Source organism: Thalassospira permensis NBRC 106175 (assembly GCF_000714555.1).
In the GTDB taxonomy this organism is placed as follows: Bacteria; Pseudomonadota; Alphaproteobacteria; order Rhodospirillales; family Thalassospiraceae; genus Thalassospira; species Thalassospira xiamenensis.
In genome coordinates this window covers 77,544-90,388 of the sequence record NZ_AUNC01000034.1, presented here as the reverse complement: position 1 = coordinate 90,388, position 12,845 = coordinate 77,544, and the positions used below count along the sequence as shown (strand labels likewise).

11 protein-coding genes are annotated in these 12,845 nt (G+C 55.6%); all 11 read left to right on the top strand.

Annotated features, from left to right (window positions below; genetic code table 11):
* Positions 1-138 precede the first annotated feature (138 nt).
* The gene (locus tag SMB34_RS15250; protein ID WP_240478852.1) at positions 139-633 is read left to right on the top strand and encodes a hypothetical protein; all 495 of its coding nucleotides are present in this window, start codon (positions 139-141) and stop codon (positions 631-633) included.
* 176 nt (positions 634-809) lie between these two features.
* Positions 810-2,129: a proline--tRNA ligase gene (gene proS / locus SMB34_RS15245; RefSeq protein WP_007089426.1), complete on the top strand. Its 1,320-nt coding sequence runs from the start codon at positions 810-812 to the stop codon at positions 2,127-2,129.
* Positions 2,130-2,217: 88 nt separating this feature from the next.
* A complete protein-coding gene (locus SMB34_RS15240) occupies positions 2,218-3,468 on the top strand; it encodes a lipoprotein-releasing ABC transporter permease subunit (RefSeq protein ID WP_037991297.1) in 1,251 nt (416 codons plus the stop codon).
* Positions 3,461-4,195 carry an ABC transporter ATP-binding protein gene (locus tag SMB34_RS15235; protein ID WP_037991295.1) on the top strand — a complete coding sequence of 245 codons (735 nt, stop codon included), beginning with the start codon at positions 3,461-3,463 and terminating at the stop codon, positions 4,193-4,195. The genes SMB34_RS15240 and SMB34_RS15235 overlap by 8 nt, the downstream gene beginning before the upstream one ends.
* 99 nt (positions 4,196-4,294) lie before the next feature.
* Positions 4,295-7,780 (top strand): DNA polymerase III subunit alpha, encoded by a 3,486-nt coding sequence (dnaE, locus tag SMB34_RS15230; RefSeq protein ID WP_037991593.1) that lies wholly within the window; start codon positions 4,295-4,297, stop codon positions 7,778-7,780.
* Between the two features lie 235 nt (positions 7,781-8,015).
* Entirely contained in the window at positions 8,016-8,798 is a 783-nt protein-coding gene (rpsB, locus tag SMB34_RS15225; RefSeq protein ID WP_007089431.1) for a 30S ribosomal protein S2, read from the top strand.
* An 85-nt stretch (positions 8,799-8,883) separates the two neighbouring features.
* Entirely contained in the window at positions 8,884-9,807 is a 924-nt protein-coding gene (gene tsf, locus SMB34_RS15220) for a translation elongation factor Ts (protein WP_007089432.1), read from the top strand.
* A gap of 166 nt (positions 9,808-9,973) precedes the next feature.
* Entirely contained in the window at positions 9,974-10,705 is a 732-nt protein-coding gene (gene pyrH, locus SMB34_RS15215; RefSeq protein WP_037991293.1) for a UMP kinase, read from the top strand.
* A 2-nt stretch (positions 10,706-10,707) separates the two neighbouring features.
* Positions 10,708-11,271, top strand: a complete 564-nt coding sequence (gene frr, locus SMB34_RS15210) for a ribosome recycling factor (RefSeq protein WP_007089434.1) — start codon at positions 10,708-10,710, stop codon at positions 11,269-11,271.
* Between the two features lie 2 nt (positions 11,272-11,273).
* Entirely contained in the window at positions 11,274-12,014 is a 741-nt protein-coding gene (locus SMB34_RS15205; RefSeq protein WP_037991291.1) for an isoprenyl transferase, read from the top strand.
* Entirely contained in the window at positions 12,001-12,819 is an 819-nt protein-coding gene (locus SMB34_RS15200) for a phosphatidate cytidylyltransferase (RefSeq protein WP_223305109.1), read from the top strand. Before SMB34_RS15205 ends, SMB34_RS15200 begins: the two co-directional genes overlap by 14 nt.
* The last annotated feature ends 26 nt before the right edge of the window (positions 12,820-12,845 follow it).

Genomic DNA, 12,845 nt, shown 5'->3' with positions numbered 1-12,845 from the left:
TCACTTTTGTGCAAGATGTTTTGACCAAAATTCACAGATGAATCGATGCTGCACCGCACATAAATAGGATGGACCGGCGATATGAAGAGTTTTGTAATGACCCGCCCTATGAAAATCGGGAATTATCCTGTGAATCTCATGGTTTCGATGTTTGTTGCTGGCGTGATCATGACCGGTGCGGGGGGCGTTTTGGCACAAAGCGACTCCCCCTTGCCGGGGCCGACGGCAGGGGAAAATGCCGCGCCGGATGGGGCAGGTGCTGCGGATGCTGAGAAGGCGAAGCCCACCATCACGGTCACGCGGTCGGCCTGTCAGCAACTGGTCAGCCATGTGCCCGATGACGATGTGGCCTATAAGCCCGGTGTGGATGTTTATGGGCGCAAGGTCGCCCCGGCCGATCTGGATGGCGGCAGCCCAATCCTGAATGCGCTGCCCAAGGAAATCGAATTTCCGGTGACGATTGATTTCTTTGAATATGCCGGTATTTCCGTGCCGGACGGGATCAGCGGCGAGTCCAATATCGGCAGGATTACCTATCGCAACGGGCGGGTGTATTTCAATGATATCCCGCTTGGCAACGAGGCGGGGCAGGATGAATTGGCCGCGGCGTGCCGGGCGGCAGGGTTCCGTTAAGGTTGTACCTGAAAAAGCCCGTGTGTCTTCGCAAACCTGCCACGATTGGCCGCTAGATCACCCGTTACCGATATAAAGCAAGTTCCGGCTTGCGTTTCGGGCTGTGCTGTCGCATTTTCCGGGCAAGGTCTTTTGTATACCTGATATTTTTCAGCTTTGATCATCACGAGGCATTGATGCGTCTTTCCCAGTTCTTTCTGCCGACCCTCAAGGAAACGCCGGCAGAAGCACAGATCGCTTCCCATCGACTGATGCTGCGTGCCGGTATGGTGCGCCAGCTTTCAGCAGGGATTTATTCCTGGCTGCCGCTTGGCTATCGCGTGCTTAAAAAGATCGAACAGATCGTGCGCGAAGAGCAGGACGCGATTGGCTTTAACGAATTGCTGATGCCGACCATCCAGCCAGCCGAGCTTTGGCAGGAAAGCGGGCGGTATGAGGATTACGGCCTTGAGATGCTGCGCATTACCGACCGTCATGATCGTAACATGCTGTTCGGGCCGACCAACGAGGAAGCGATCACCGATATCTTCCGCAAGGATGTCCGGTCCTATAAGCAGCTTCCGCAGATGCTCTATCACATTCAGTGGAAATTCCGCGACGAGATCCGCCCGCGCTTTGGCGTGATGCGGGGGCGCGAATTCCTGATGAAGGATGCCTATTCGTTCGATATCGATTACGAAAGTTCGCGGCACGCCTATAACAAGATTTTCCTGGCTTATTGCCGGACCTTTGCGCGCCTTGGCGTCAAGGCGATCCCGATGGTGGCCGATACCGGCCCGATTGGCGGCGACCTTAGCCACGAATTCATCATTCTGGCGGAAACCGGCGAAAGCGAAGTGTTCTGCGACAAGAAGTGGCTGGACAAGGACCTGACGGGCAAGGGTGTTGATCTGAATGATCGTACCGGGCTTGAAAACTGGGTCCAGACGACGCTTGAAGATTATGCCGCGACCGAAGACAAGCATGATCCGGCGAACAGCCCGATTTCCGGTGACGACATGATCGCGACACGCGGGATCGAAGTTGGCCATATCTTCCATTTCGGGACCAAATATTCCGAACCGATGGGTGCGACCGTGCTTGGCCCGGATGGCAAGGAAGTACCGGTACAGATGGGGTCCTACGGCATCGGCGTTTCGCGCCTTGTTGGTGCGCTGATCGAGGCATCGCACGACGAAAACGGCATCATCTGGCCGGAATCGGTTGCACCCTACAAGGTTGGCCTGATCAACCTTCGGACCGGGGATGATGAATGCGATGCGGCCTGCGAAGATGTTTACGCCAAGCTGCATAATGCGGGTATCGAAGTGCTTTATGATGACCGCGACATTCGCGCGGGCGGCAAGTTTGCCGATATGGACCTGATCGGTCTGCCGTGGCAGATCGTGATTGGCCCGAAAGGCATCAAGGCCGGTGTGGTCGAGCTTAAAAACCGCAAATCGGGCGAGCGGACGGAAGTCACGCTTGAGGCGGCACTTAACCAGATCGGCGCCTGATTACGACTTTGCAAACGGGGCAGCCTTGGCTGCCCCGTCCTGATTTCCGGAATTCTTTCCGACACGCTTCCACGAGGATCTTTTGCGCATGTTCAGTCCGTTCGAACGTCTGGTGGCTTTCCGCTACCTGCGTCCCCGTCGGCAAGAGGGCTTTGTTTCCGTCATCGCCATCTTTTCGCTGCTTGGCATCATGCTGGGCGTTGCGACCCTGATTATCGTCATGTCGGTCATGAACGGGTTCCGGGCCGAATTGCTTGGACGTATTCTGGGGCTGAACGGACATATATCGGTTTACGCGCAAAGCCCCGATGGCCTGCCCAATTATGATGCGATTGAAAAGAAGATCGCTGAAACCGGCAATGTCACGCTTGTGACCCCGGTGGTCGAGGGGCAGGTGCTGGCATCGAATAACGGCCGGTCAACCGGGGCCATCGTGCGCGGGGTCCGTGCCGAAGACATCGCCAAGCGCAAGACGATTGCCGATAACATCGTTTTCGGATCGCTTGATGATTTCAAGGGGGACGATAGCGTGATCATGGGCGCGCGTCTTGCCATGAAGCTTGGCGTCGGGGTGGGGGATAATGTCAATCTGATCTCGCCCAAGGGCAATGTGACGGCGTTCGGGTCCGTGCCGCGCGTGCGGGCCTATAAGGTGGTCGGGCTGTTTGATATCGGCATGTATGAATATGACAGCGGCTTTATCTTCATGCCGCTTCAGGCCGCACAGATTTATTTCCGCCTGCCGGAAAAAATCAGCCATTTTGAAGTGATGCTTGAAGACCCGTCACGTCTGTCCTCAAGCATGAACGACCTGTTGTCGAACCTGTCGGGCGAGCAGCTTCGGCTGGTCAATTGGCAGCAGTCAAATTCCGGTTTTTTCAATGCATTACAGGTCGAACGTAATGTGATGTTCCTGATCCTGACGCTGATTATTCTGGTGGCGGCATTCAATATCATTTCGGGCATGGTGATGCTGGTGAAGGACAAGGGACGCGATATCGCGATCCTGCGGACCATGGGGGCGACACGGTCATCGGTGATGCGCATCTTTTTCCTGGCCGGGGCATCCATCGGGGTGCTTGGCACGTTAAGCGGCCTGATCCTTGGTGTTGTGTTCTGCCTGAATATCGAAAATATCCGCCAGTTCATCCAGACCCTGACGGGGACCGATCTGTTTAATGCGGAAATCTATTTCCTGTCGCAGCTTCCGGCAGACATGGATATCAGCGAAGTGGTGCTGGTTTGTGTGATGTCGCTTAGTCTGTCGTTCCTGGCGACGGTTTATCCGGCATGGCGTGCATCGCGCCTCGATCCGGTGGAGGCCCTTCGTTATGAGTGACATGATCAAGACAACCGCCAAGGAGCGGGCGCAGAAAGTCGTGTTGCGGCTTGAAAAGATTGATCGGGTGTTCAATCAGGGCCCCGATCAGCTTGAAATCCTGAAATCCGTCGATCTGGAAATCCATCAGGGCGAGATCGTCGCCCTTGTCGGGCCGTCGGGGGCGGGTAAATCAACCCTGCTTCAGATTGCGGGGCTGCTTGAAAAGCCCGATGGCGGCATGGTTTCGATTGGCGGAAAACGCAGCACGGATCTTTCCGATCTGGCGCGCACCGAAATGCGCCGCAAGCATATCGGGTTCGTGTATCAGTATCATCATCTGCTGCCGGAATTTTCGGCGATTGAAAATGTCGTCATTCCGCAGATGATCAATGGCCTGAAACGGGCGGATGCGACCGAACGCGGGCTTGAACTGCTGCGCTGTCTTGGGTTGGAGAAACGGGCCGAACATCGCCCGGCACGGCTTTCGGGCGGGGAACAGCAGCGCGTGGCGATTGCGCGCGCGCTTGCCAATGTGCCCGATGTGCTGTTTGCCGACGAGCCGACCGGCAACCTTGATCCGCATACGGCGGAAACGGTGTTCGGGATGTTGATGACGCTGGTGCGGGAAACCGGTCTGGCGTCGCTGATTGCGACCCATAACCCGGAACTGGCGCGCCAGATGGACCGGGTTGTGACCCTGCGTGACGGGCATCTGGTCGAACTTGATCCCGATACTCTTTCGTAATCCGTCGAAATTCTTTAAGTTGGCAGAGCACCGCGCCCCGGAGTGATCCGGGGTGGCCGGTTTCCTGCCTTTGCCATTTATCGTCCGGGATTTTCTGCAATGGAAAACGGTTTCGTCCATCTTCGTGTTCACACCAACTATTCGCTTGCCGAAGGTGCCATCACGACGAAGGAACTGGCAAAGCTGTGCGAGGCGGATGGCCAGCCCGCGGTTGCGATGACCGATACCAACAACATGTTCGGCGCGCTCGATTTTTCAGGGGTGATGAGCGGGTCGGGTATCCAGCCGATCCTTGGCGTGCAGATCGGGGTGGAGCGGTTTGGCGATCAGCCGGTGATCGGCAAGATTTCACGCGAACCGGACCCGGACAATCTGGTACTGATTGCGAAGAATGACCGGGGGTATTTCAACCTTCTTAAGATCGTGTCACGCGCGCATATGACCAGTGAAGCGGGCAGTGAGCCCAAGGCGCTTTATGATCATATCGAAAAATACAGTTCCGACATCATCTGCCTGACCGGCGGGCCGACCGGGCCGTTGGCACGATTGATTGCCGAGGAGCAACATGAGGCGGCAAGCGAATGCCTGAACAAGCTTTCGGGGATATTTGGCAACCGGCTTTATATCGAATTGCAGCGCCATGGCGAACCGATCGAAGAAAAGGTCGAGCCGGGGCTGATCCGGCTGGCCTATGAGCATAATATCCCGATGGTCGCGACCAATGACTGCTTTTTCCCCAAGGCGGAAATGTATGAAGCCCATGATGTGTTCATCTGCATCGGGCAGGGTGCGGTTGTCGGACAGGAAGACCGGTGGCGTTTAACGCCCGAACACCGGTTTAAAACCGCCGCCGAGATGCGCGATCTTTTCGCCGACATTCCCGAGGCCTGCGACAATACGCTGGCGATTGCCAAGCGGTGTTCGTGGCATGTCGAAAAGATCGACCCGATCCTGCCGCCGTTTGATTGCGGCGAAGGCCGCACCGAGGTCGATGAGCTGCGCCATATGTCCGAGGAGGGCCTTAAAGGCCGCCTTGCGAAATATGTCTTCACCGAGGACATGACGGACGCGCAGAAGGAAGAAATCGCCAAACCTTATTGGGAGCGCCTTGAATACGAGCTTGGCATCATCAATCAGATGGGGTTTCCGGGCTACTTCCTGATCGTTGCGGACTTTATCCAGTGGGCGAAGGACCATGAAATCCCGGTGGGGCCGGGGCGTGGTTCGGGTGCAGGGTCGCTTGTTGCCTATGCACTTCTGATTACTGATCTTGATCCGTTGCATTTCTCGTTGCTGTTTGAACGCTTCCTGAACCCGGAACGTGTTTCCATGCCCGACTTTGACGTCGATTTCTGTCAGGACCGGCGTGGCGAGGTGATTGAATATGTTCAGCGCAAATACGGCCATGACCGTGTGGCGCAGATAATCACATTCGGTAAGTTGCAGGCAAAGGCCGCAGTGCGCGACGTTGGCCGCGTGTTGAGCATCCCGTATGGCTATGTCGATAAAATCTGTAAGATGATCCCGGGTGATCCGGCCAAGCCGATCCCGCTTAAGGAAGCCATCGACATGGAGCCGGACCTGCGCCGGATTGCGCGCGAAGACCCGGATATTGACCGGCTGCTTTCCATCGCGATGCAGATCGAGGGGCTTTATCGTAACTCGTCCACCCACGCCGCCGGGGTTGTGATTGGCGACCGTGACCTTGACGAACTTGTGCCGCTTTATCGTGATCCGCGGTCCGATATGCCGGTGACCCAGTTCAACATGAAATATGTTGAAAATGCCGGTCTGGTTAAGTTCGACTTCCTTGGTCTTAAGACTTTGACGGTGATTATCGAGGCCGTCAATCTAATGCGTCTTCGAAAAGACGTCCCGCAAGACTTTGATATCAGTGCCATTCCCCTTGATGATCGGGTGGCGTTCAAGCTGCTTTCGGCGGCCGAGACGGTCGGTGTGTTCCAGCTTGAATCCCAGGGCATGCAGGATGTTTTGCGCGGGCTTAAGCCCGATACGATTGAAGATATCATCGCGGTCGTGGCGCTGTATCGTCCGGGGCCGATGGACAATATCCCTCATTACATCGCACGTAAGCATGGTCTGGAAGAGCCGGATTACATGCACCCGATGTTGCAGCCGATCCTCGAAGAAACCTATGGCATCATGATCTATCAGGAACAGGTCATGCAGCTTGCCCAGACGATGTCGGGCTATTCGCTTGGCGGTGCAGACCTTTTGCGTCGTGCGATGGGTAAAAAGATCGCCGAGGAAATGGAATTGCAGCGCTCGCTGTTTGTTGACGGGGCGGAAAAGAACGGGGTGCCGCGCGGGCAGGCGTCCGACATCTTTGATCAGGTCGCCAAGTTCGCATCCTATGGCTTTAACAAATCTCACGCGGCGGCCTATGCGCTGGTAGCGTATCAGACAGCGTATCTCAAGGCGAATTATCCGGTCGAATTCATGGCCGCGCTGATGACGCTTGATATGCACAACACCGAAAAACTTGCGATTTTCAAGCAGGAGGTCGAACGCCTTGGCATCGAAATCCTGCCGCCCTGCATCAATAATTCGCAAGTGGCGTTTTCGGTCGAAAATCATGATGGGGTGCGCAAAATCCGTTATGCACTGGCGGCCGTGCGCAACGTTGGTGATGCGGCAATGGAAAGCCTTGTGGCGGAGCGCGAGGCCAATGGTCCGTTCCGGGACCTGACCGATTTTGCATCGCGCATCGATAGCCGTGCGGTCAATAAACGGTTGCTTGAAAACCTTGTGCGGGCAGGCGCGTTTGATTGCCTGACGACAAACCGCAAGGTCATGTTCGAGCATGTCGACCGGGTGATGGCGGTTGCCCAGCGCGAAATGCAGGCGCGCAACAATGACCAGATTTCGATGTTTGGCGAGGATACCGGATTTGGCAAGGATGCCATACGGTTGCCCGATGAACGCGACTGGGTGCCGATGGAAAAACTGACCGAGGAATTTTCGGCGATTGGTTTTTACCTGTCGGCGCATCCGCTTGATACCTTTGGCAAAAGTCTTCAACGGATCGGTATTGCGCCGATCAAGGAGCTTCCTGCCCGTATGCGTGCCCAGAACAAGGGATCGATCAAGCTTGCCGGGACGCTGATCAATGCGCGTGAAATGATTTCGAAGAAAAACGGATCGAAATTCGCCTTCGTGATGTTTTCCGATCCGACGGGCAGCTTTGAAGTCGCCTTCTGGGCCGAGGCATGGGCGGCCTATAAGGAAATCATCAATGCCGGGCGGCCAGTATTGCTTGTGGTGGCGGCCGAAATGCGCGAAGGGCAGCTTCGCATTCAGGGGCAGAAGGTCGAAGACCTTGAGCATGCCGTTTCCGGGGCAGCCGAGGGCATTCGCATTCGCCTGAACCGTCCTGATCCGGTGGCGGAAATCCGAGAACTGCTTGAAAAAGCGGGGAAAGGGCGCGGTTTGGTCAGTCTTTCGACGGTCTGTGCCGATGGCCGTATTGCCGAGGTCGAGCTTGAAGATACCTATAAGGTCGGACCGTCGCTCATCGGGGCGGTCGGGGCCATTCCGGGTGTCGAACTGGCCGAGGAAATCTGATTGGTGCGTGTGCTGTGAAATTGTGATCGTGCTTCGGGTTCACTTTCACGCGGTTTGAGCGTACTTTAAGGCTTGCATTCTTTGCAGGAGGGGGCTAAAACCCGCCCCGAACATCGCACGCGGGAGCGTGGCGAATAATGCTTTATGCAGAAATTCGTCCATCCGGTGTTTCACGCAAGACGGCGTGAAATTCCCTTCCGCGGAGGTATTAACCGGAAAAAGGTAGGAATTTATCATGGCTTTGCCAACCTTTACCATGCGTCAGCTGATGGAAGCTGGCGTCCACTTTGGTCACCACACCCGCCGCTGGAACCCGAAGATGAAGCAGTTCATCTTTGGCGCACGCAACGACATTCACATCCTGAACCTTCAGGAAACCGTTCCGATGCTGCATCGTGCGATGCAGGCGGTTCGTGACGTCACCGCTGGTGGTGGTCGCGTTCTGTTCGTCGGTACCAAGCGTCAGGCTTCGCCGGTCATCGCAGAAGCTGCAAAGCGTTGCGGTCAGTACTATGTGAACCATCGCTGGCTCGGCGGTATGCTGACCAACTGGAACACCGTTTCCAACTCGATCAAGCGCCTGAAAGAACAGGAAGAAATCCTGTCTGCCGGTGCAGAAGGTCTGACCAAAAAAGAAATCCTGAACCTGACCCGTTCGCGCGACAAGCTTGAACGCGCGCTTGGCGGGATCAAGGATATGGGTGGTCTTCCCGACATCATCGTCGTGGTCGACACCAACAAGGAAGCGCTTGCTGTTCACGAAGCCAAGAACCTGAACATTCCGGTTGTTGCTATTCTGGATACCAACTCGGATCCGGCAAACGTTGCATACCCGATCCCGGGTAACGACGATGCGATCCGTGCGATCCAGCTGTATTGCGACCTGTTCGTTGGCGCAGTTCTGGACGGCATCCAGCAGGAAATGACTGCTTCTGGCGCGGACCTCGGTGAATCCGAAGAAGTCCCGGCTGAAGCCGCTGCTGTTGAAGAAGCCGCACAGGAAGCAGCTTCCGCATAAGTTTCACTTTGTACCTGATGAAACGGCGGCTAGCATGCCGCCGTTTCTTTAGGTGTTCACTGATCGCGTAATAGGGGCTTTAAAAATGGCTATTACCGCTGCTCTGGTTAAAGAGCTTCGCGAAACCACCGGCGCTGGCATGATGGATTGCAAAAAGGCGCTGTCCGAAACCGAAGGTAATCTTGAAGCTGCTGTTGACTGGCTTCGTACCAAAGGTCTTGCTGCTGCTGCCAAGAAAGCAGGCCGTGTTGCTGCTGAAGGTCTGGTGGGTGTTGCTGTTAACGGTACTTCCGGCGCCGTTGTCGAACTCAACTCCGAAACCGACTTCGTTTCGCGTAACGAAGACTTCCAGAAATTCGTCGCAGAAATCGCAAACCAGGCCGTTTCGGCCAATGGTGATATCGATGCGCTGAAAGCAACCCCGTTCCCGGGGACGTCGCGCAACGTCGAAGAACAGGTTACCCACATGATCGCCACCATCGGCGAAAACATGAACCTGCGTCGTTCGGCTGGTATCTCGGTCGAGAAGGGCGCTGTTGCGTCCTACATCCATTCCGCGATTGCACCGAACCTCGGCAAAATCGGCGTTCTGGTTGCGCTTGAATCCGAAGCTGATGCGAGCGTTCTTGAAGGCCTTGGCAAACAGATCGCAATGCATATTGCTGCAACCAACCCGGCTTCGGCCACGGTTGACGATCTGGATCCGGAACTGGTCGAGCGCGAGAAATCCGTTCTGACCGAACAGGCCAAAGAATCGGGCCGCCCGATTGAAATCATCGAAAAGATGATCGAAGGTCGTATCCGTAAATATTACGAGCAGGTCGTTCTGGTTGAACAGACCTTCGTGATTGACGGCGAAAGCAAAGTCAAAGACGTGATTGCAAATGCTGCTAAAGACGCGGGCAAGCCGATCACCCTTAAGGGCTTTGTGCGCTTCGAACTTGGTGAAGGCATCGAGCGCGAAGAAAAAGACTTTGCTGCAGAAGTTGCTGAGCAGCTTAAGAAATAAACATCTGATCGAAATGGTGCGTCGCGTGCCATTTCGTGTATGATCCCAGACCGGCGAGGTCGGCAGCGCATAATCGCCCTGTTACTCGCCGGTCTTTTTATATCTGAATTTTGCTGAACCGGGTTTCGGGACAGTTTGAAATATCGGCAGTAAGAGGCAATCCAACATGGCAGAAAACGGCCAACTGAAATTTCGTCGTGTCCTTCTGAAACTTTCGGGTGAGGGGCTTCTGGGAAAACAGCAATACGGGATTGATCCCGAGACGGTTGACCGGATCGCAAGCGAAATCAAAGCCGTTCATGACATGGGTGCCGAGGTTTGCATGGTGATTGGCGGGGGGAACATCTTCCGCGGGGTCAAGGGTGCCTCTCAGGGCATGGAACGTGCCACGGCCGACTATATGGGCATGTTGGCCACCATCATGAACGCACTGGCCGTTCAGAACGCGCTTGAGCGGCACGGGGTCCAGACCCGTGTGCAGTCGGCCATTCCGATGTCATCGGTCTGTGAGCCCTATATCCGCCGTCGTGCGGTGCGCCACATGGAAAAGGGCCGGGTGGTGATTTTTGCGGCCGGGACCGGCAACCCGTTCTTTACCACCGATACGGCAGCAGCACTTCGCGCGGTTGAAATGGGCTGTGACGCGTTGCTTAAGGGGACGCAGGTTGATGGCGTTTACACCGCCGATCCTAAGATCGACCCGACCGCGGAACGCTATGATTCCCTGACCTATATGGACGTTCTTGCCAAAGATTTGCGTGTCATGGATGCATCGGCTATTTCATTGGCACGCGAAAATGATATTCCGGTTATTGTATTTTCTTTGCATAATCCCGGCGCCTTTGCCGATGTGGTTTGTGCAAAAGGTAAGTTTACGATTATTTCGAATGGAGACTAAAGGTGTCTGACGTTGCTGGCCTAAAAAAGGACCTTGCCCGCCGTATGGAAGGGGCTGTTGAAGTTTTGCACAAGGAATTTACCGGACTTCGGACCGGGCGTGCCAGTGCAAGCCTTCTAGAACCGGTCATGGTTGAAGCCTACGGCGTGCCGACCCCGCTTAACCAGGTTGCGTCTGTCAGTGTTCCGGAATCGCGGATGCTTTCGGTACAGGTCTGGGACAAGAGCATGGTTAAATCGGTCGAAAAAGCGATCCGTGACTCGGGCCTTGGCCTGAACCCGGCGGCCGACGGGACGCTTGTTCGGGTGCCGATCCCGGCATTGAACGAGGAACGTCGTGCGGAGCTGTCCAAGGTTGCCGGAAAATATGCCGAGCAGGCCAAGATTTCGGTTCGTAACGTCCGCCGTGACGGTATTGACCAGATCAAAAAATGGGAAAAAGACAGCGTGATCTCGAAAGATGACCTCCATAACGAGGAAAAAGAGATCCAGAAGCTGACCGACAAGGTTATCAGCGAGATCGACGAAGTGCTTGCCCATAAAGAACAGGAAATCATGCAAGTCTGATCATGACGGTGCTGGCATCTCAACCCAACCCTTCAGATCTGCGAGCTGTGCCGCGTCATGTTGCCATCATTATGGATGGCAACGGGCGCTGGGCAAAGTTGCGCGGAAAGCCCCGTACGATGGGTCATCGTTCGGGGGTAGAGGCCGTGCGTCGCACCGTCGAAGCCGCAGCCGAAATCGGTATCGAGTATCTGACACTTTACGGATTTTCGACCGAGAACTGGAAACGGCCGGAAAGTGAAGTCAGCGACCTGATGGGGTTGCTTCGCCTGTTCATCAAGCGTGAACTGGCGACCCTGCACAAAAACGGGGTCCGGATCCGTATCATCGGTGACCGGACCCGTTTTGACGATGATATTCGCGTGCTTCTGGCCAATGCCGAGGAACGCACGCAGGGCAATGCCCGTTTGAACCTGACCATTGCGCTAAGCTATGGTGCGCGGGCCGAGATTGCCGATGCCATGCGCCAGATCGCGCAAAAAGTCGCAGCTGGAGAAATTCAGGCCGATGCCATCGATGAAAGCGTGGTTGAAGCGCATCTGATGACGGTCGGGATGCCCGATCCGGATCTGCTGATCCGGACCAGTGGCGAGCAGCGCATCAGCAATTTCCTGCTTTGGCAGTCGGCCTATACCGAGTTTGTGTTCGATGACGTCCTTTGGCCGGATTTCGGACGCGAACATCTTGAAAAAGCGATAGAAAACTTTGCCGGACGGGAGCGGCGTTTTGGTGCAGTCATCTGAAGCCCGACGCCAGGAAGATACAAATTCAGGATTGAAGCCACGGGTTGTTTCCGCGCTGGTGATGACACCGGTCGCGGTTGCGGCGGTATGGTTCGGTTCCCCGTATTTCGAGATTCTCGTTTTTCTGTTTTCGGTTGGCATGATGTGGGAATGGACGCGGATGTGCGTTCCGGGGCATGTCAATTCGGTTTCGGTTGTTGCCGCGGTATCCCTTGCCGTTTCGATGCTGTTCATGACGACCGGGGAATATCTTCTTATCATTCCGGCGGTGTTGGTCGGGGCGGTAACCGCGGCATTGCGGCCGGGCAAGGATCGGTTTCTCGCGGCATTTGGCATTATCTATATCTCGCTTGCGGCACTGGCAGCGCACTGGCTGCGCAGCATGCATGGGGATGGTCTGCTGTTGATCATGTGGCTGTTCTTTCTTGTGTGGGCGACCGATACGGGGGCCTATGCCTTTGGCAAGGCGATTGGCGGCCCGAAACTGGCGCCGCGTTTCAGCCCCAAGAAAACCTGGGCGGGGCTTATTGGCGGCATGTTGTGTGCGATGCTGATCGGCGGGCTGATCACCTATTTCAGCGGCAATGCCATTCAGGTTTCCATCGTGCTGGCAAGCGGGGTTCTGGCGATTGTGGCACAGATCGGAGATCTTGGAGAATCAGCGCTTAAGCGCCATTTCAAGGTCAAGGACAGCAGCCACCTGATCCCGGGGCATGGCGGGGTGCTTGACCGTGCTGATGGGATGTTGTCGGTTTTTCCTGTCGCGTTTGTTATTGTGTATTTCATTGGATTGTCGTTGCGCTAGGGCAGGGTCCCTGGTTGCAGAAATCC

Bases quoted from the DNA above. Each gene is read 5' to 3' on its own strand.
- SMB34_RS15250 (WP_240478852.1), top strand. From the start codon at position 139: ATGGTTTCGATGTTTGTTGCTGGCGTGATCATGACCGGTGCGGGGGGC.
- proS (WP_007089426.1), top strand. From the start codon at position 810: ATGCGTCTTTCCCAGTTCTTTCTGCCGACCCTCAAGGAAACGCCGGCA.
- SMB34_RS15240 (WP_037991297.1), top strand. From the start codon at position 2,218: ATGTTCAGTCCGTTCGAACGTCTGGTGGCTTTCCGCTACCTGCGTCCC.
- SMB34_RS15235 (WP_037991295.1), top strand. From the start codon at position 3,461: ATGAGTGACATGATCAAGACAACCGCCAAGGAGCGGGCGCAGAAAGTC.
- dnaE (WP_037991593.1), top strand. From the start codon at position 4,295: ATGGAAAACGGTTTCGTCCATCTTCGTGTTCACACCAACTATTCGCTT.
- rpsB (WP_007089431.1), top strand. From the start codon at position 8,016: ATGGCTTTGCCAACCTTTACCATGCGTCAGCTGATGGAAGCTGGCGTC.
- tsf (WP_007089432.1), top strand. From the start codon at position 8,884: ATGGCTATTACCGCTGCTCTGGTTAAAGAGCTTCGCGAAACCACCGGC.
- pyrH (WP_037991293.1), top strand. From the start codon at position 9,974: ATGGCAGAAAACGGCCAACTGAAATTTCGTCGTGTCCTTCTGAAACTT.
- SMB34_RS15205 (WP_037991291.1), top strand. From the start codon at position 11,274: ATGACGGTGCTGGCATCTCAACCCAACCCTTCAGATCTGCGAGCTGTG.